The organism is Paenibacillus sp. GCM10027626 (assembly GCF_042676285.1).
GTDB lineage: Bacteria > Bacillota > Bacilli > Paenibacillales > Paenibacillaceae > Paenibacillus_Z.
In genome coordinates, this window is sequence record NZ_JBHTHC010000016.1 from 123,179 (window position 1) to 144,302 (window position 21,124).

General features: G+C 52.0%; 10 protein-coding genes. 1 reads left to right on the forward strand and 9 read right to left on the reverse strand.

The features are described 5' to 3' along the window. Window positions 1-20 precede the first annotated feature (20 nt). From ACFQ0N_RS26440 to ACFQ0N_RS26470, 7 genes are all read right to left on the reverse strand, one after another. Entirely contained in the window at window positions 21-1,736 is a 1,716-nt protein-coding gene (locus ACFQ0N_RS26440) for an extracellular solute-binding protein (protein ID WP_379332003.1), read from the reverse strand. A 95-nt stretch (window positions 1,737-1,831) separates the two neighbouring features. Beyond that, window positions 1,832-3,472, reverse strand: a complete 1,641-nt coding sequence (locus tag ACFQ0N_RS26445; RefSeq protein ID WP_379332082.1) for a response regulator — start codon at window positions 3,470-3,472, stop codon at window positions 1,832-1,834. A gap of 14 nt (window positions 3,473-3,486) precedes the next feature. Then, a complete protein-coding gene (locus ACFQ0N_RS26450; RefSeq protein ID WP_379332005.1) occupies window positions 3,487-5,217 on the reverse strand; it encodes a sensor histidine kinase in 1,731 nt (576 codons plus the stop codon). A gap of 129 nt (window positions 5,218-5,346) precedes the next feature. Beyond that, the gene (locus ACFQ0N_RS26455) at window positions 5,347-8,181 is read right to left on the reverse strand and encodes an alpha-galactosidase (RefSeq protein WP_379332084.1); all 2,835 of its coding nucleotides are present in this window, start codon (window positions 8,179-8,181) and stop codon (window positions 5,347-5,349) included. 333 nt (window positions 8,182-8,514) lie between these two features. Next, window positions 8,515-12,150, reverse strand: a complete 3,636-nt coding sequence (locus tag ACFQ0N_RS26460; RefSeq protein WP_379332007.1) for a glycosyl hydrolase family 18 protein — start codon at window positions 12,148-12,150, stop codon at window positions 8,515-8,517. A gap of 189 nt (window positions 12,151-12,339) precedes the next feature. After that, window positions 12,340-13,329 carry a hydroxyacid dehydrogenase gene (locus ACFQ0N_RS26465; protein WP_379332009.1) on the reverse strand — a complete coding sequence of 330 codons (990 nt, stop codon included), beginning with the start codon at window positions 13,327-13,329 and terminating at the stop codon, window positions 12,340-12,342. A 511-nt stretch (window positions 13,330-13,840) separates the two neighbouring features. Next, window positions 13,841-15,814, reverse strand: a complete 1,974-nt coding sequence (locus tag ACFQ0N_RS26470; RefSeq protein ID WP_379332011.1) for a hypothetical protein — start codon at window positions 15,812-15,814, stop codon at window positions 13,841-13,843. 205 nt (window positions 15,815-16,019) lie between these two features. Between ACFQ0N_RS26470 and ACFQ0N_RS26475 the strand changes: the two genes are divergently transcribed. After that, complete coding sequence (locus tag ACFQ0N_RS26475) at window positions 16,020-17,405, forward strand: extracellular solute-binding protein (RefSeq protein WP_379332013.1); 1,386 nt, start codon at window positions 16,020-16,022, stop codon at window positions 17,403-17,405. A 528-nt stretch (window positions 17,406-17,933) separates the two neighbouring features. On the opposite strand, the gene ACFQ0N_RS26480 is transcribed toward ACFQ0N_RS26475, so the two are convergent. Both ACFQ0N_RS26480 and ACFQ0N_RS26485 read right to left on the reverse strand, forming a co-directional pair. Then, on the reverse strand, window positions 17,934-19,880 hold the full coding sequence (locus ACFQ0N_RS26480) for a lamin tail domain-containing protein (protein WP_379332015.1): 1,947 nt from the start codon (window positions 19,878-19,880) through the stop codon (window positions 17,934-17,936). A gap of 35 nt (window positions 19,881-19,915) precedes the next feature. Further along, window positions 19,916-21,064 carry a hypothetical protein gene (locus tag ACFQ0N_RS26485; RefSeq protein ID WP_379332017.1) on the reverse strand — a complete coding sequence of 383 codons (1,149 nt, stop codon included), beginning with the start codon at window positions 21,062-21,064 and terminating at the stop codon, window positions 19,916-19,918. Window positions 21,065-21,124: the final 60 nt, after the last annotated feature.

The window sequence follows — 21,124 nt, forward strand, 5'->3', positions numbered from 1 at the left end:
CTTTCATAAAATAGAGCCAATTATAAGGATGACGCCCATTCATTCACTTCAGCGGTAATTTCATCGCCGCCAAGCTTTTTCCAGTCGCTTACAAATTTATCAAATTCATCGATCGGCAAATCGCCGAGAATAATTCGGGTGTACACTTCCTGCTTGAGCTTATCGAGCGTGGACTGCTTCTGCACCATCGTTTCGGTACTCGCGCCGAAAAACTCGTCGTTGATCGCCAGATTGTTCGTTAAGTAATAGTCGAGTACGCTTAGCGCCGAGTTATCCGGCCCGCTCCAGAGCACGCCCGGCTTCAGTGACATCTCGCCCTTCTTGAACTTCTGGTAGCCCTCATAATTTTCAATCGCGCCCGCATTTTTGCCCATAACGGACGGATCGCCGGTTTCGATCGCTTTTTTCACCAGCCGGTGAATATCGATATTTTGCATCGGGTCCGTCTGAATGACAGCGCCCAGCTTCCAGCGGACATCTTCATTAGTGCCATTGTATTCCGCATCGTACCCGCCGGTTTCATACCCGTACTTCTTGTCGATGTACATATTGGCAAGCTTGATGATCGCTTCCGGATGAGCAAAGCCCTTCTTGACCGCAAAATAACCCGTAACTCCGCTGCCGATAATCGGCTTCGCCGGCTTATCGTCAGCCGAAACGATCGGATACGGCCGCCAATCCGCTTTCGGATCCTTCGTCATGGCGTCGCCAAGCGGCCAGAAGGCATTCCAATGCTGGCCAAAGAACATGCCGATTTTGCCGGATACCAGCGATTCGATCACCTTGCCGGTATCTTTGACGCCAAACTCGGGATCGATCTCTTTATTTTTGAACATCTCCTGCAAAACTGCGAGCCCTTCCTTGATTTCCGGCTGGATGCCGCCATAGACAAGCTTTCCGCTCTCGTCCTTGATCCATTGATTATGGTAGCCGTGATAGCCTTCAAGCAGCGCAACGATATCAAATACGCCGTTGTTGTACACTTCTTTGGTCAAACCGATACCAAACGTATCGTTTTTATTGTTCCCGTCGGGATCGTTGTTGGTAAACGCTTTGGAAATCGCCAGTACATCCTTCATCGTCTTCGGCTCCGGCAGACCCAATTTGTCCAGCCAATCTTTGCGCACCCAGATCATGGAAGCGCTGTCAATGCTACCAGTAACGGTCGGCAGCCCCATCAGCTTGCCGCCGAATGTCCCCGATTTGAGCGCAATGCTGTCTTCGCCAAGAAATTGCTTCAACTGCGGTGAAGCGAGCCTCGGATAATAATCGCTCAGATCTTCTACGAGATCAGAATCGACGAGCTGCTTCAGCTGCTTGGCATTTACCGGAATAATATCAGGCAAGCTGCCGGAAGCGATCGATACATTCATTTTCTGCTCTCCCGGGCCGCCCGGCTGGGAGCCGATAACCGTCCAGTCGTAGGTCACCTTGATGCCTAGTTCATTCAAATAGCCGTCCAGCCAAATATTTTTCTCGGTCGAGCCTGGAGCAAACTTGTCGACTTCATCGAATATTCTTACCGTCGTCAGTGCGATCGGCGGATCATATTTGGCAAACGGATCCGAAGAAGCGTTATCGGAAGTTGGCTGCGTCGAAGATCCTGTGGACGGTTCAGGCGGCGAGGTGCCATCTCCCTTCCCATTGCCGGTTTCTGAGGATGAGCAGGCTGTCATCGCAACAACTATAAAGGCTAGTGCTGCCGTCATCAAATGCCGTGTCTTTCGTTGATTCATACGCGTTGTGAGCCTCCTTGTAATTATGAATGACGTGCTCTTAATTACAATTATATCGGAAGCGCAGGGACGGTTATATATGAAACGGTTTACGTTTATTTACTTCGGTTTACCTCTTTGCCGTCTCTGTACTCCTGAGGGGTCAGACCGGTCTCTTTACGGAAAAAACGGGAGAAATACGCTGGAGCCGCCATCCCGATTTTTTTGCCGATTTCATGGATTTTGATTGGCGTTTCCCGCAATAAATATTTGGCTTCCTGAAGCCGCCTCTCTTTGATATATTCAAATAAACCGCGTCCCGTCATTTGCTTATACAGGCGGGACAAGTAAGAGGGATTCAAGTAGACAAGGTCCGCAATGCCGCTTAACGTCAAATCTTCTCCCAGCCGGTTGTCGATATGCCGATGAATGTTCGCGATCCATTCGTTTGTCAGCTCGGACTGCTCCTCCTCCCGGAATTGTATGAGCAGCTCGCTGCAGGAAATAAAATAGCGGCACACTTCCTCCCATGTCCCGTGATTATCGATTTGCATCAGTTCGTGGGGCAAATGGCGCAGCTCAGGAACTTGCTGCAGCCTGGTGTCGTTTATATACGCAAGAAAAACGAGCGCAACCGAATAATAATGCTCCATATGGACAGCAAATTCATCCCCGTAGTCGGACATGGCCTGCGCCCATTGCTCGCACATCGTGCGAATGGACGCCAGATCTCCCGCATCGAGGCACATGCGCAATTCGCGTACAAATCCGGAACGCTGGCCGAAGGCCGGATGATGGATACCGCCCGCTTTTATGCGCTGCCGGATGACCGGCGCCTCTTCCCACAGCATCGTTTCCCGTTGGCGCCCAAGCCCTTGGCGAAGCAATTGCGCGCCCCTTTCCTTAGCCTCCGCCAGCTTGTCAAAGCTTGCCGGCTCGGCGCTGATTGCAAACGACAGCGTGAGCGGCAAAAGCTTGCCGCAAGTGTGCTGGATCGACTCCAGCAGCCCCTGGATAATCGCCTGCTCTTGCTTGGTCTCTCCTCCTTCGCACAGCACAAGCAGCCAATAAAAATAATGGCGGTCCTCATAAGCGTAAAACACGGCCTGCGGTGCAAAATACTCTGCTGCCACGTTTTGAATACTATACAGAAACAGCAATTTATCATGCGGCGTATGCTCCGGCTGCCATGCATCCACCCTGCCGGTCACAAACCATACGGGCTTATCCGGATCGAGCAAAATGCCAAGCTCGCCGCAGCGCTGCCGAAACGTTGCATGGTGATGCAATTCTCCCTCCAGCAAATCGCGAAAAAACTGATGCTGCATAAGCGGCATAGCCTCCCGGTATTTCCGCTTCGCCTGTTCGAGTACGCTGTGATATTCGAATTCCTCCTGCAAAACGGCGACCGCTTTCGACAAGGCTTCGATAATGCGGCTGTCTGCTTCGGTTTTCAGAATATAATCGAAGCCTCCCCTGCGGATCACGGTCTGCACATAGTCAAAATGCTCATGACCGGTCAAAAAAATGATTTTGCAGCGCGGCCAGCGGGCTAATATTTTCATCTGCAGCTCCAGACCGTCCAATACCGGCATGCGGATATCTGTCAGCACAATGTCCATTTTCAATTGTTCCATCACCGCCAGCGCCTCTACGCCCGAGTAAGCCTTGTGAACCTCGATATCAAGCCCGCTCTCCTCTTCAACCAGTTCCTTCAGACTGTCCACAATGAAAGGCTCGTCGTCCACGATCATCATGCGATACACTGCTGCTACCTCCTGACTGGAAGATGAATTTCAATCCGCAAACCTTCAAATTGGCCGACTGTCAGCCGCAGCCCCGCTTCTTTCCCGAAATGCAAAATAAGGCGCTTATGAACGTTGATCATTCCTGTCGTCTCGCCTTCGGACTGCTCGCTTTCCAGCCACTTTCGCAGCGAGCCGGCCTCCTCATCCGTTATGCCTCCGTTGTCCTCGATGACGATAATCAGCTCCGTGTCTCTCAGCTCGAATGCAACTTGCAAAATGCCGCCGGTCAAACGCCTCTCCAATGCATGCCGGAAGCTGTTCTCTATGAGCGGCTGGAGAAACAGCCGCGGTACCTTTATACCGTACGCCTCTTCAGGCAATTCACCGAAAGAGATTTCAACCTTGCTGCCGAAGCGCATCCCCTGCACCTCCGCATAATTCCACGCGTGCCGCACTTCTTCTTGCAAGGAAACATCATTATTCGCATTCCGCGTAATGTACTGGAAATAGTCGCGCAGATGCCCGGTAAACCGGACGATATTGTCTGTATCGTGCACCTTGGCAAGCCGATGCAAAATGAATAGGCCGTTGTACAGAAAATGCGGGTCAATCTGCGACTGGAGCTGCTTCAGCTCGGCCCGCTCCGTGCGGTAGCGCTGCTCAAATACTTCGTCAATCAAGCCGTTGAGCCGGTTTACCATCCGATTGAATTGGTTGTAGAAATAGCCGAATTCATCCTGCGGCCGGTAAGATACGGCCACCTGCAAATTCCCCATTTCCAGCTGGCGGAATGCGCGAATAAGCCCGATCAGCGGCCGATGAATCATTTTAATAATTAAAAAGGAGACGGCGGCGGCAATAACAATAAAGAAACCCAGCAGTATCCACAGCCACGTATTGAAACGAGTGAGCGACCCCATCACCGCGGATTGCGGCGCATAGACAAGCAGTGACACGCCAAGCGCTTGCGATTTTGCATAAGTGGCCAAATACTGTTGTCCGGAGATGGATACCGGCCCGGAGGCCCCGGTTCTGTGCGTCGAGTCGACCAGCCATTGCCTGGCGTAAGCCGCCATACCGCCTTCTCCCTGCTCGAGCACCCACTCTTCGTAATTGCTGACCAGCAGCGCGCCGCCCCCATAAAGCCCCGATAGCTCCTGCAGCATATTGTGCAATTGCGCCTTGGAAATTTCGACGCTGAGCAAATACGGGGGATCACCGTTTTGCCGGATCGGGGCTGAAGCCTGGCTGATGAACAGGCGGCCGTCCCAATAAATAAACGGGTATTCATAAGGATTGCGCATCGCTTTCATCGCCTCGTATTCGCCTCCGCGGATCGGCGCGACAAAATCGGCCGACGAGATCGAGCGCTCCAGCACCGGAATAAAGGCGGTAGCGCTTTGCACAAATTTACTGGAGTTCCGCAGGATCGACAAATATTTTTGCACCCGGATCATCGCTTCCCGCTTCTGGTTCACCGTCATAATTTGGCTCATAAGACTAAGGCGGTTCAAATCGTCGTCATTCGTAAGCGCCTGCTGCAGGCCAACGGTCCGGGACAAATCCGATTCCAGCAAGTCCAGGTAGAAGTCAACCTTGGATTCCATGGACTTGACAATTTCCGCTTTCACAAGATTTTCCCCCGAACGGTTTACGAGCAGGCTGATCACAAACAACGACAGAATGACAAACAGCAATGTCGCCAGCAGCTTGACGACAATCGGCATATGCACAGGATTGAGGCTGGCTTTCATCTGCAGGTCTCCAATCGCACTGATGTTTTTCTTTGTTTATTCAACAGACCGAACCCCGACTCCTCCAGACCGCCTGAGAAGCATAGAAAGAAGCCTCCGGATCGCGCATTGCAACCGGAGACTTCTCTATTATAAATAGAAAAAGATTTGCGGGTCCCATAGCGTGGAATCGAAGTAGTTGTTCCCGTTTTTCTCAACCGTAAAATAAAGCACATCTCCTTGCTTGACGTCGAGCGTAAGATGATGGCTTAAGCCTGCTGTATCTGTACCGGGAATCGTAAAGGGCCCCCAAATGTCGCTGCTCAGATAAGGATATTCCCCGCCCTTCCTGATGCGGACGACGACGCCGTCGCCGCCTTGATTCGCCTGGGCCAGCGATACCGATCCTTTGACGAGAATTTTGCCGTCCTTCGGTGCAGCCCATTTGCGCACAGCATGATAATCATTTCCCGGGTGCATCCAGTTGCCGCTAATGCGCGCATATGTCTCATTGCCCTGCCATAATCCGTTCGCCCCATCCCACTTCATGTTTGTCCAGCTGGCAGAAGGCGCATATTGCTGAAGATAAGACCAGCCTTTCTCCCCTTGCACACTGCCAAAATCATGGGAAGCCTGATAGTAGTTCGGGATTTCCACCGCTGGCGGAGCAGCCGGTCCGCCGGGTACAAGCGAGGCCCCCACGTAGGAGGAGACGTTCCCGTCTCCGTCAACCGTGCGGATCCGGTACGAATCGCCGATGTCGCCATCCGGTAAAAAATAAAATGTGCCTTTGGATACTTTGTCAATGGCAACGCCGTTGCGTTCAATTTCGTAGTAGGAAACCCAGTTGTTGTCCGTTCCTTCGTTCCAGGTTAACTCCACGCCAAAGCGATCCATATAGACCGCTGTCTTTTTCACGGCTGAGGGTGGCGCCGCCGGTGCGATATGGTCTGTGCCGGAACCCGGATAACCCGTTACGTTGAACAGCACCAGTTCTCCCGCCTTCAGGCTTGTCAGGCTGATCCCGTTCGCTTTCCAGTAGGCGCCGCTTTCCGTTTGCGGCGCACAGCTTCCTTTGGGACAGCGGACCGTGTAAGAGGTATCATCCAGCAGCCCCTTGGGATATACGGTCACATTCGTATTGAAAAATGGCGTATAGGCGCTGAACATGATGATCCCTTTTGTTTGATCGGCATTCATTTTTTGTATCATATACGTCTGATCGCCATGATCCATCGTCGGGCGATACACCTTGATCCAGCGGCCTGCCAAGCCCTGTGCACCCAAATAACGGTTCAGATCGACGAATTTGCGGGTGTTTTCCTTCACTTCAGGAGAAGGAGGCTCCAATGAATTGAAATTGGAATGAGTATTCGGCTCAGAATAGAAGGAATGGCCAACTTTATCAAGCGGCAGCTTCAACGACTGGTAGTAGCCCGCATAGTGTCCCGCCAGCCCGTCAGTGAGCTGATGTGTATCGCTAAAGCGCACCGAGCCCATGAACAGCGTCTCGCCGCCGGAGGAACAGCCGTCGATCAAGGCCTCGGGGTTCGCATCTTTGAACGCCTTCAGCAGCCGGAAAAAGTTGTTCGACTGCGCCAGCATATCATTGTCGCTGCCATCCGATTTGGATGCCGGCATCCCGTCATACCGCCACTGGTAAGTCCCCCATTCCGCCTGCTTGGCATTGGCCTTGTTCAGCATCCATGCATAAGCGGCCTCATTCGCCATATTGAGGTTCAGCCCGTAAAATTGCGATTGTGCGCCGCCAACCAGCCAATCCGGGTGGTTCGTTACAACCTCGGAGCCGTAATCGGCTTGCCAGAACGGGGACCATACTTTCAGCGTCATGCCGTTTTTCTTGACGTAAGCGTTGAGATCGGCAAAATTGTCGCTGGCCACAGCCTCGTTCCAGTCGCCTTTCCGGTCATACCAATTGTCGTCAATATGAATGATGTCTCCGCCAGTATAGCGGTTGTAATTGACCGATTCGAACGCAAACGGCGCCTGCGGACTTACCCGCCACTGCCATGTACCCCCGCCGCCCCCGCGGGTGTAATCCCACAGATAGCGGTACGTATAGTCCAGAATCGTATTGCCCATATCGTCCAGATCGCCCTGATAGACGCCCATAATGCTTCGCGGACCCGTAATCGTTCCGTTATGCTCCACCTGATAATCCGTCATGCTTACATAGCCGCTCAAATTGATGCGGGTCCCGAAGTTTCCGACGTTGGCCCGCCAGTGGCCGTTATAGTCAAACGATAGCCAGATGCCTTCCGACAGCGCGCGGTTGCGTAGGACGAAAAAGGCGTCATACACCGATGTCCCCTGCTCGTACGTGCCGATGCCGTTGTGGTTTTGTCCATCGACCGCGATGACTTCCGGCGAATCGTAAGAATCAAATGTACGGGCGTAGTCGGCGGTTAGCGGAACCGTCTTCAAAATGCCCGAGCCGCTAAAATTGCCCCCGCCCGTCATATATTGAAAATCGACGTTGTCCAAATCATTTTGCATAAGGCGATGGTTGAAGATCGAAGGGGAGGAGAAGCTGAGCCCGCCGCCCGACACATTTTGAAAGACCGACCATTCCTGAATGGCGCCTGTATATGGAAAAACGATGTAATGCCGCGTTACTTTGAGCGCGCTGTTACGGAACGTAACGGCCAGTTCCAGCTCGCCCTGCGCGAGTCCGGTTACTGCATGCGAATCGTATACCCAGCCTGCGGACGAGCCGCTGTATGTCACCGTTCCAGCTTTCACCTGAAATTCGTCGGCATACTGTGCGCCCTGCACATATTCCCGGTTCGTCAGCTTGTTTCGAAAGCTCGTCATCTGGAACTGCCCGCTGCTGTTGAGCTGAATTTTTTTCTCCACAGCCGCCGTTCCCAGCGTCCACGTCCTTGTTCCTGCATCGTAATCGATATAGCCGTCACCCGACGTTTCCGCACGGGCGGACGGCCCGCCCGAGAAACCAAATAACACTGCTGCCAATAGGATCAACACTCCCGTTTTTATGATCATTCGCCCGTTTGCCGCTACATGCATTGTTCAGCCCTTCTTTCAGAAGATGTAATATCGCGTTGTCGTAAGCCAAGACTGAATTATTCTCCACCTCCCCTATAACTGGCTTGGAGCGTCGTGCCCCCTTGCTTCCCATTGTAAATGTTGATCGTAAGCTGCAATATATGAAACCGTTTACTTTTTTGTACCTTCGTTTACTTGTTGATTTCCACACAGCATGAGGTGCCGTACAGCGCGAAAAGCCCTGGCACAAGAATGGCGGCGCTGCCGCCGCCACCCTTGCTCCAGGACTTCTTAATTGGCCAATTCCGCCGCACGCAGCATGCGCATGACAGTGACGGCCGCCTCTGCCCGCGTCACCTCGGCACGAGGCCCCAGCTTCGTGCTGGAAACGCCAAGCATAATCCGCGAGTCAACCATCTGCCCCATTGCCGTCCGCGCATAAGCGGCAATCTCGTTCCGGTCGGCATAAACCGCCAAGCCTTGATCGCCGGCTGTCGGATGCTTACCGGCATATGCCAGCGCATTGCTGATCATAACTGCCATATCCTGACGGGTAACTGAGCCATTCGGGTCAAAGCGATGATCGCTTTTCCCTTTGATGAGCCCCGCCTGCTTTGCCGCCTCAATCTCTCCTGCATACTTCACCTGCGAAGTTACATCCATGAAGGACGCTGAATCTGCTGGCGGCACAATTCCCAACGCTTTAACCAGTATTGCTGCGAGCTCCGCGCGTGTAACAACGCTGCCGCCGCCGAAATTGCCGGCTTCATCGCGATCGAGCAGCAGTTTGGCCGCTGCTTGCGCGACATCCTCCCGCGCCCAAGCTTTCTGCCGATCATTGAACGATTGATCGGATTCTACAACGGCATAGATGCCGTTGCCCTTCCTTTTCAGCTCTGCCGTCACTTCTCCATCCTTGCCCTCACGGAAAATCGCAGGCACTGAGCGAAGCTGCTTTGTCAGCGGATCGTACACGACTCCGGCCGCCCGGCTTACATCAAGCTTGCCCTTGGCGAATGTCATGTAGCGGCTTACGTATTTACTCGCTTCCGCCTGAAACGCCTTCCAGCTTCCGTCGACATTAGCCGTTTCCAGCTTGAATGCCAGCGGAGCCGACACCAGATCAAGCTTCTGGCGCTGGGCAGCCTGCTGAATCTCATCAAGCGCGGTTTGCGAAGGTGCTGCAATCGACAATCTTACATCTGTCGTAAACAGCCATGCCCCAATCGGCAAGAGGTAATCGACTTGATGCAGCCTCACCTTCAAGGCTGCCTGTTCTCCCTTGGCGCCGATCGCCGCAAGCACCTTTTGCGGTATGATCACCTTGGCCTGCTGTGCATCGTCAGGCAGAATAACCGTGAATGTGTTGAGCTTAGCTTTTTCGATTGCCGCGATGGCAGACGCTTCTTTAATCATTACTGCAGATTCGTCGCCTGTTTTCACTGGTTCCGTCTCAAGCTGCCCTTCTGCCAGCGCCGGCTTATTCGAAGGGACGCCGATGAATGGCGGATAATAGACCGCCGGTGCACGAGTCGCAGCTTCTAAGGCATTGCTTGCTGCGGATACCGCCCGGATCTCTTGATCTGTGCGATCTACGGCCAATACTTGAATCGTATAGTTCGTGCTGGAATTCAATCCGGTAAACGTAAACTCCGTATTCGCCGTATAGCCTTTCCATTGATTGTTCAGGAACAGCTCATAGCCGCTTGCCTTTGGCACAGCCTGCCATTTCACTTGAAGGGAATCTTCCCCGCTGGCCGCCAGCTCCAGCTGCTTTGGCGCCGCCAGCGCATCGGCAGCCGGCTTGCCGTTGATCGGCAGATCATGCAGCAGCTGCGTCATCAACGTCTTATTGCGGTCGCCGGATATTTCCCAGTTCATCGCGCCGGCCAAATCTAATGTTCTCACCATAGAAGCGGTGTACATCATCGTTTGCTTATCGTTGTAAGTAATAAATATCTTTTTATCGCTATTGTACAAGTAGGCTACCTTCGCCGCTTCATTCCAATGGCGGACGTACCCGTTTTTGTTAATATAGTCTTTCTCCAGCTCAGAAAAATCGAAAATACCGCTTTCCCATGAGCCGAAGCTGGTTCCGCCGCTGCAGGTCTGATACTGTCCGTCTCCTTCGGACGGGCAATTTTGCCACCCTTTGCCGTAAAACGGCACGCCAGCAACTAGCTTATACGTTGGAACCCCGCCTTTCAGATGACCGATAAGGCCGCCTAACACATTGTTGCGCGGAGCATTGTCGCGGGGATGGGCCGGATCGTAATAAAGCGGCGCATTGTGATGAGCGAGCGTCTCCCAGCTGCCGCTGTAGTCGTACGTCATAATGTTGATAAAGTCCAAATCGGCTGAAGCTTTGGCCAGATCGGCATTAATGACAAAATTGTCGCCCTGTCCGGAAGCAATCGTCTGCAAATAGTATTTGCCATCCTCGGAGCCCGCAGCGTCCAAAGCGTCGCGGACTGCCTTCGTCATGAGCGGGAAGTTCTCCCTGTCCTCCGGACTTCTTGAATTGTGCTCCTCTCCGCCCTCAACCGGATACTCCCAGTCGAGATCGATGCCGTCCAATTCATATTCGCGCAGAAACTTGACGACCGAGTTGGCAAAAGCCCGCCGGGTTTCCTCTGTCGCGGCCATATTGGAGAAATTTTTCGACCATGACCAGCCGCCGACCGAAGCTAAAATTTTCAAATGCGGATTTTGCTCTCTAATTTTGGCCAGCCGGCGGAAATGGTCAAGATCCACCTCCTGATCGCCAACGATAATTTCGCCATCGAACACATAATCCTTTTGCAGCGGGATATCCTCATTGCGGCATTCCGCCGCCCCGGTGCCATAGCCTTTCCAACAGAGATCGGCAAAAGCATAGTTGATATGAGTCACCTGCGATACATCCATATCCTCCGGTTTATAATTGCGCCCTCCCTCGCCGGCAGCCCAGGAGATGTAATAAGTGACCAGCGTATAATCGCTGCCGGGTGTTGTCTTGGCAGCTTCGCTTAGCGCGGACTTTGCGAGCGGATTGACAGCGGCCACAGCAAAGGAATAGCTCTGTCCTTCCGTCAGCCCTTCCGCTACATAATGATTACTATCGCTGGTCGCAACCTGCTTCCCGTCCTGATAAATGTCATAGCCCGTCGCTCCCGGGACGGGCGCCCATCCAAGCACTGCTGTCGTGCGAGTAGTCGTAACCGCTTGCAAGTCCTTCGGAACAGCCAGCTCTCCCCACACCAGCTCAACCTTGTTGCTGTTGGCCGATACAGGGTTTGGCGGATTTTGCGCCCCTACCTCGAATATGTAGGTCTTCCCTTTGACCAGCCCCTTTTCGGGTGCAAAGGTTATCGTCGTCGCATCATTGCTCCATGTTCCGCCCTTCCACTCTCCGTTGACATACAGATCATAGCCCGTTGCCCCCGGGCTGGCTCCCCAGCTCAAGGTGACGGAGTTGTCCGTCATCCCCGTCGCCTTCAAAAAGCTCGGCGGCGTTAGCGGCGGATCAGGATATTCACTCGTATCCGGCAGCGTTGTAAAAGTGACGACATTGCTTTTTTGTTCCGGCTTCAGATCAGCTACTTGAACACCGTCTGGTCCCATGTAGAAGGAATATGACGTATCCGGTTGCAGACCGCCTACCTTCTGTTTGTTGCCATTTGCCCAAAAAATGTACTTGTTATCGGTATCCCAGATCCAGTAATCATTAATTCCCGGTGCCGGCTCCCACTCCAATGACACCGTATTGTGCGTCACTTCGGTTACTTTCAAATTCCGCGGGCCAGCAGCTGCCGCCGCCCCCGCATCGGGCTCTTCTGCCGTTTGCGCGGCACTGGCTGCTGCCGGCAATGCCAATCCGATGACTAGCATTGCGCAGCACATCCACATCATCATGCTGGAAGCTTTTCTGCGTAAACTTGTACGCATTCCATGTCCCACCTCTCTAATCATGATTTGCAAGAGTTCCATACTCTTCCATCATGAAGTGAAAGGGGACATTTGGGAAGGGATAGATTTCCGCGAAAAGGGATAAAAATGATGACTTTCGCCCTATCCGCAGCCTGCATGAAAAAAAGAACCTGCTGGTGCTCAGCAAGCTCTTCTCCGCATACGATTCTATGCCAAAATCCCCATCTGCTCTGCACGCACTTCTCCGCGCATCGGCTTTCCTTCCAAGTAAAGCTTCAGTTCCTCAACCATATATTGCCCGATCCGCTGCAGCCCGTTGTTGACCGCTCCGGCAATATGCGGCGTCAACACCACATTAGGCAATTGGCGTAAGGGATGATCGGCTGCAGGCGGTTCCGGATTTGTCACATCAACACATGCGAAAAATCTCCCCTTGCGCAGCTCCGCCGCCAAATCATCCTCATCAATAAGCGTCCCGCGGGCGGTATTAATCAAAATACAATCGTCCTTCATCAGCGCAAAACGCTCCTTATTGAACATACGCTCCGTCTCTGGCAGCATTGGCGCGTGGATCGAAATCGCATCAGCCTCCTGCAGCAGCTGCTCCAGTGCAACCTTTGTCGCCCCCAGCTTGCTAACCTCCTCCGCTGACAGCATCGGGTCGTAGACGAGCACTTCAACATCAAAGGCTTGCAGCAGGGACACCAAATGTCTGCCTGCCCGTCCTGCGCTGACGACACCGACTTTAAGATCATACAGCTCTCTCACTTGCCCGGTAATGCCGCCCCATTCCCCCGACCGAGTGCGCGCCGCCAGACGCCACATATCTTTAAGCGCGCTAATTAAAAAGCCTAATGCTGTCTCCGCCACGCCTTTACCCAGCGGCTCCGTACCGTTCGTCACCCGAATGCCGCGCTCCCACAGCTCCGGCGTAACAATCGGCTTCACTGTACCTGCGGCGTGAAGAACAAGCTGCAAATTCGGAGCCTGCTCCAGTATCTCTGCCGACAAAGGCGGGCATCCCCATGAGGTGATGGCCACATCAGCTCTGGCGATCAGCTCCTTCACCCGCTCAACAGACGGAGACCCCGGTACCAGATTCAACACGATCTCCCCGTATTGCTCCAGCTGTTGCAAATGCCGGGATGTAAAGCAGCGGTCAATCCCATCCTTGCCCTGTAAAATAGCGATTTTCATTTGTTTTTCCTGCCTTTCGTAGGTTTGAGAAACATGCTTTCTGTGAATTGGGACAGAAATTTTACTGTACAATTAGTGAATGATTCTTAGAAAAACGAATTATTAATGTATATTTTAATGTACATCGATGGGTTTAGTTTACGTCTCGCTCTTGTTCCTGTCAATAGGTTTGCAGCAAATGCCTCACCCTCTAATGTTGCACAAAATACAATAAATCAAGGAGCAGCGACTATCAATGAGTCAAATTGTTGTATGAAATGCAATAATCTACTCCTCATGGCGGGCGAAGAGGGGTGATTGTTGCAGAACGTGCAGCATTTTCGAGAGATCCAGTGATATGCGCTTCAAATGTTGCGTTTTGTGCAACAATTTGACCTTGTCATAGGCTGAGAAGAATCGGCTGCGCCGTCCTTGACGCTTTTACCAAGTTTCTATAAGGTAAAACTTATACTTATATTAAAAAAAGAGCGGCGCAAAAAGCGCAGCTCTCTTTATCTTGCTGGAAAATCCTTTATTTTTGCTCGCCCACAACCACGACACCGCCGTCGCCGACCGCCATGAATCGTTTGCCGTCCCAAACAACACTCCGCAGCGTTTTCACTGTTGGAGAAGGCACCTTGATCCAGGCTTTTCCTTTCTCCGACATATAGATCATCCCTTTATCTCCGACCGCGACAACCGTTCCCGCGCCGTTCACTGCAAGCCCGTTAAAGTACTCGAAACGAAGCTTCAACGCCCTCTTCCATTCCTTGCCGTTCACCGACTCGATTAACTCTTCTCCATTATTGGCAACAAATTTTGAGCCTGTCCAGACCGCCTGCTTCATCGGGTAATCAATCGTATAGCCATCCAGCGTCGCCTTATTCTTCGACCAGGTTTTCCCGTCTTTTGACAGGTAAAGATCGTGTTCCTGGTAGCCCAGCCACAGCTTGCCGCTCGTCGCAATCGGTATGGCCTGCACACCCTTTAACGGAGTCCACTTAGTGCCATCCTTGCTGGACGCGGCCAGTTTCTCGCCGAATACCCGCAGCTCGCCGCCTGCCATGGACACGTCATCGATCGGCTCGGCCAATGCAGATTGAATGTTCTTAACGGCGCCAGCCGAATAAAGCAGATCCGCTTTGCTCAGCTTCTCTGTCGTCAACTGGAAGCCGGCAGCAAAAAATGCGCCTGATACGCCATAAAGATTATAAAGCGACGTCATATCGTTCACCTGCCCGGCGTCCGCATCCTCCCACTTGCTTCCGTCTTGCGAAATTTTGAACGTTCCTGTGCCGGCGATCGCATATCGTCCCCCGGAATAGGCGATACCGTAAAGATCGCCCTTATCGCCCGACGCCTCCAGTGTCCATTCCTCGTCGAGCCCTTTAGTAGAGCGTATAGCCCCCACCGCCCCAACAGCTGTAAATCCATCTTCCGTTTTGGCAATTCCATAAATATTGCCTTTCAATCCGCTATATTTCACATAGTAGAGCGCATGCATCAGCTCGCCGTGCTCCTTTGTTTTCTCCTTCCACTTCTTGCCGTCCGCAGACTCAAACAACGTCCCGTAATGACCGGCTGCCACGAACCGGCCATCCGCCCAAATGATTGCATTCAGCGATATGTTGTAAAAAGAGCCGCCAGGCTGCCGTTTGAAGGACAAGCCATCTTCGGAAGTAAATACGGCGCCGCCCAGCGCTCTGCCCGTACCAGCACGACCGTCCCAACCGACAGCTACCAGAACGTCGCCACTGGCAGCAACTGCGTGAATATCTGCGCCGATGTCCACTTTTTTGAAGCTCCATGTTTTCAAATCACGCGAATAAAATACGCCTTCGCTTGCGATCGCAATCCAATTGCTTTTGAACTTGACAAGCTGCAGCGACCGGTTATACAGCCTTATACTTTCCTTTGAAACGAGAGGCGTCAGCTTCCACTCTGCTCCATTTGCAGATACGCCAACTAACAGATTGGAGTAGCTGTAGCCGTCACCCGGTATTTCTCCCTCGCCGACCGCCACATACTGCTTGCCGTCCCAAATGATGTCCATCCAGCGAATGCCGTCTTGTTTCAGCTCCAGCTTGCCTTCGGGTTTGTTTTTATAATAGGCGTTGAATTGATCCAGCCTGATCGTATTCTTTACAGTACCTTTCGTCCACTTGATTCCGTCTGTAGAACGTACAGCGATGCCGCCTTCGCCAACAACGACTGCCGCTTTTCCGTCCGTCGCCATCGCAGTCAAATTCCCTTTGCCCGGAATAACCGCCGGACTCCATCTTCCGCCCTTCACGCTTCTTAACACGGTCGAGTCATCCCCGACCGCCAGGCGTGTCCCATTGTTGAGCACGGCGATATCCTTGAGCTCGGAGCTCTCCTTCCCGCTTTGCTGCTTCCACTGCCAGGACGATGACGCCGCGTTTACCGGCATGTCCATGCTTGTGGCACCGACAATCAACGACAAGACTAATAGTGCGAACACAACTACTTTTCTTGCTGGTTTCAAAAATCATTCCCCCGGTTTGTTAATTATAAATTGCATAGTTCTTTATTATTGTATAATATTCCCTCCATAAGTACCATACAAAAAAATACAAGAGTCTAATTGCCTATGCAGGCCATCGGATCTTAACATTGTACAGTTCATCTGCTGTACAATCAGAGCTATATTCGCTATGATGGGTTTAAAAATATAAAGGAGGCCGCCTGCAGTGTATCCGCCCAAACCGGTAAGCCGCAAAACCTTTCGCGAGCGGCTCGATCATATGGTAGCAACGCTGCGCGAGGAAATACGCGGCGGCAATTATAAAGCAGGGGAATATCTCCCCGCCGAAGCGGAATTGGTCAAGCAGTTCCAATTGAGCAATAAATCTGTACGCAAAGGACTGGAGCAGCTTGTCGCCGAGGGCTTGATTGTCAAAGAAAATCGGATAGGGAGCAGAGTGGCCGAAGGTGCCGGGGCAGAGGTACTCGTATCGCTAGGCTATCATCCTTCTGTTGAGCGAGATTTCATCTTGAGTGCGTTAATCGATGATTTTCACTCCCTCAATCCGAAAATCCGCATCAAAACCTCCATGCTGCGCTCGTCCGAGCATGATACGGTGCGGGACTATTTGGAAAATGGACTCGTCGACATCTTCACCATCAATAACAAACACTTTACCGACAGCATCGACATGAATACAACCCATCTTCTCGAGCCGCTGGCGCCCGATCCCGGTGCGTATTCCTTCACTAACGAAGCATTTATGTATGAAGGAGTGCAGTTTGCCAAGCCTCTCATCTATTCGCCTATTCTGTTAGCGTACAATCGCGACCACTTTGCCGAGGCCGGCGTGCCGGAACCGGATGGCAGCTGGACTTGGCGCGAAGCGATTCAGCATGCGGCAGCGCTGACAGTGCCCGGCAAGCGGTACGGACTTTATTTCCACCTCTTGTCAGACAATCGCTGGCCGGCTTTTTTGCTGCAAAGCGGCATGCGCTTCGAGCCGGATGTGGGCGGCGAATTCCAGCTGGCCGGAACCCGGCTGCTCGATTGCATTAGGCTGTGTAAGGAGATTATTACAACAACGGACGTATTCCCTAACTACATGTCGGAAAACAACAAGGATGTCAACGAACTGTTTTTGCAAGGAAAAGTATCGATGATCATTAGCAACTACATGATGCTCAACGAATTGAAGCACTCCGATATTCGCTACGACATCTCGCCTCTGCCTTACCTGTTTGAGCCGCGCTCCCTGATCAATGTAATCGGTGTAGCCGTCAACCGCAGCGGGAAAGAAAAGGAAGGCGCGCTGCGCGTAGCGGAATATTTTGGCTCACTGCGGGCACAGCAGCTCATTCGGCGACATAGCCTCAGCCTGCCTGCAGTGAAGGAAGCCGCCGAAGCACCCCTTTCGTCAAATGAGAGCTTGAATCGGCCTTCCCGCTTCTTCCTGTTTCGGGAAACGATGTTCTCCTACCGGCTGCACAAAGAGCTTAATCTTTCCCGCCATGCCTTCGCCACGTTCCGGCAGCTGCTGAAAAAATACTGGTCAGGGCTGATCGGCGAGACAGAGCTATGCGAGTTGTCCCGCTCCTTGTTTAAGGAATGAGACATGCATTTGCGCCGCTTGATGGTGCGGCACGGCGGGGGCGGGCCTCGGCGGCTCCTGAGCTGCTGCCGAGCTAATGAGGACAACGATTGTTTGTCGCAGAAGCGGGCAACTGTGAGTCACGCGGACATAGGATCCGTTATTTTGTCGAAACCCGGCTCATTCGTGGTTTCGCGGACATACGATCCATTATTTACGCCATTTGTCGGGTTTTTTCGGCGATTTGAGGCCAATAACGGAACCACGGTCCGCGAGCCTGCCGTTTGAGCCGTTTTGTTCACAGATAACGGGTCTACAGTCCGCTTAGGTCCGCTTAGGCCCACTTCGACCGCGCCATGTTATTCGCTCCGCTATGAAAAATCAAAAAAAGGGTGAGCAGAATTTAGCCTCTGCCCGCCCTTTTTCATTGTGATCGATCTCAGTCCCCTCAAGCCGCTTCCCTTGCACCGCGAAAAACAACGCGCCAAATAAGGAATAATTTTACATATATTTCGATCCATATTTCCCTATAATTTGGATTTACCCGCGCTATTCCGCATCCCACAAATCAAACTTCACTTTGCGGATATGGTCAGATACAAAAGTAGTTGTGTATCGATAGCGCGTTGCACCTGACTCAAACAATACAAACAATTCATTGCCAACCGCAATTAGCCCCTCCGACATAGCCGGCAATGTCAGCAAATTGTTATCTGTCTTCTTAGCTTGATTGTCAAGAAACCACACTGGAACAGAAGCGCCATTGTATGTAACCGTTGCATGTGGCGTATCCTGCAATGGATTCATAAAACGTGTCAAATGGCTGTCCGCATAACGATTGTAGGATTGGCTGGTAATGACGTAATCATCGGTAAACGTTGCGCCCTGTACACTATCTGCAATCGATAAAATATAACTTGGAACAGACGCATCGACCGGAAGGTCCGTTACCGGATCAAGCTCATAGCCTGCCAGCCAGGCATGGAACGTATCACCGTCCCGGTTGACCATAGCATGGCTCGGATCGGTCGGGCTGCCGCTGTCATAATAGTCCCCTGCCCACAAAACGCCGTTATGATAGGCTGCAGAGGAACCGCGCGTCGGCGTTAAAAACTTGTCGGCAAATTGCAGCTCGTCATTATCGGCCGCAAGCTCCAACGCTTCTTTAGGAAGACGATGCAAATATTCACCTGACGACACCCAGATATTCGCCTTGGAAACCGTTACACCTCCAGCGTGGCCTACATATGGCGTTCCATCGTCATTTTTAAGCACAACTGATTTAATCAGCTTTCCACTGTTTGCATCAATAACAGACAAGCTGCTTGGCCGTTTATCTCTCATATAAGCCGACATAATCAGCCAGTCATTCTCCGCATCATAGGCTATGCCCTGCGGCACAACGTCCTGATGCAAGCCCGGAATTTTCGCGCCCTTTTCACTTACGCGCCAAAATGCGTCAAAAGCTGGATTGGGCGCACTCGAACCCACTTTCTTTTGCTTTAAGATTTGATGGCCGGGAGTTGCGGATACAATAGCCTGCTGCGATTCATTCCCTGACGTATCTACTGCAGTTACCGCAAGGTTTACAGTCACATTTCCCCAAAGCTGCGAAATGACAGCTTTGTGCTTATCCGCTGCCACGCTCCATTCGAGTACGCCATTTTTATAGATGCGATAGCTGTCTATATCTGTCTCGCCATTTGCCAGCCAAGTCAGCTTAACAAATCCATCTCCTGCCTTAGCTTGCAGGCCTTGCGGAGCTGCCGGCGGCGTTGTATGCCGCTTCTCTCTCGCAGGAACTTGTTCATCATAAACCCAGCCCGGCGTTGGCGTTTGTTGAATCGCTGTTTTTCTCATTAGCTTCGAACCGTCAAGCGGATAGCTGTATACAGTTGAGGTCCCCAGCGAAACGTCCTTCGCCGTGTCGTTATAGGAGGCGCGTACAATCTCCTCGCCTTGTGGGTCAGAAACAACAACTGTATGCTTGTTGCTGTTCACTAAACCGCCTACTCCGCGCATACGGTAAAGCTGCTTATCAGACAGCCATTTAAGCTGATAAGAATCGTAATAATAACTATTAAATCCTTCTGTAACGACCGGATCAATCTCCGTCAGATGCGTCCAAATAACAAAAGTGCTGAAGGGCTCAATTACTGCCTTGCGGTCAATCGCCTGCTCCCATTTGTTTGTTGCCGCACCGGCGATCAGGCTAAGCTTGTACCCCTGCAAGGAGATAGGCTGATCAGTAGTGTTATAAAGCTCCACAAACTCAAACGCATCATAGCCGGCATAGTTGTCTGTGTCCTGTACAAGCTCCGTAATTAGCAGCTCCGGCGCTGCAGCCGGCACAGCATCCGCCCCCATAACTGGCAGATTGCCGTTTTCGCCGGCGGAAGCGTTAGCCTCCACTTTCATCGCCGCCATACCCTGTAAATAAATGGTGCACAAACAAACGATAAGCGCAACGCGAAATGCCTTTTTCAACTTCAACATCGCATGCCTCTCCTTTCACCAAACGATCCGTTTTTTTATTTGGCAGGCAGTTTGTCCAGCTCCACGATTTGAATCCGGTCCAGCGGATAGCTTCCGGAATCGCGATATTTATCAGCAGCAGACTCAAATAGAATGTACATCGCATTATCTACGACAATAGCGCTTTCTGACATCGGCGGCCCTTCCAGCTTGCTTATCAAATTTTGCTCATCCAAAAACCAGACAGGCACCTCCGCGCCATCAATCACGACTTGCGCATGCGGCTTATCCCGAAGGATGTTTTTATGCAAATAGATTTCGCTGCCATTGTTGCGTCCAAAGGATTGGCTTAATATGATCCGATCCTCCAGCAGTTCAATCCCCTGGATGCGATCCGTTACAGACAATATATAGTCAGGTCTTGCCGGCTTTTTCTTCTGGCGCTCTCCGACAAGCATATCCGTCTCTTCTTCCAGCTTGTAACCTGCAATCCAAGCGTTATGTTCCACACCGTCCCGATTCGTCATACGATGCTCCTTGCTAACCGGATAATCCATACCATGAGCGAACTCCCCTACCCATAGCACCCCGTCCGCAAAAGCATCGAAGGAAGCGCGCGTATCCGTTTCAATTCGGCCGCTAAAACGAAGCTTTGAACCGGAATCGCCTGCATAGATGTCATCTAGCTTGATTTGATAGAGACAGCTTTCAGAAGAAATCCAGGCATGCTTCTTGCTCACCGCTACGCCGCCGGCATGCCCTTTGTAAGCCTCTCCCTTTTCATCATAAAGATGAAAATATTCCACCATCTCGCCCGTCTTGGCGTCGACAAAGGAAAGGACGGAAGGCCCGCCTCCCGCACGATAATGCGAAATGATAAACCAGTCCTTTTCCGCAATGTAGTCCAGCCCCTGCGGAATCAAGTCTTGGGCAAGACCGGGCACGATTGGGCCAGGCTTCATCATCTCCAGAAGCTGCTTAAATTCCGGCTTCTCCAGCTGAAATTTAATTTTTGCCTCTTCCTGCGTAATCACATCGCCGGCTTTATCGCTCTGCTGCTGCTGCTGATTCACCTCATCAGCTACCGGCTTTACTTCCACTTCAGGCAAAGAGCCCGTCTCCTTATCCAGAGCCGCTGAACCGCAAGCAACCAAGCTTGAGATCAGCAGCGCAGAGCCGGCAACCGTCATCAATTTACGTAGCAATTGCTGTCCCTCCTATTGAATTTGATCCAGCAATCTTTTCAATACGGCAGGAAAATCAGT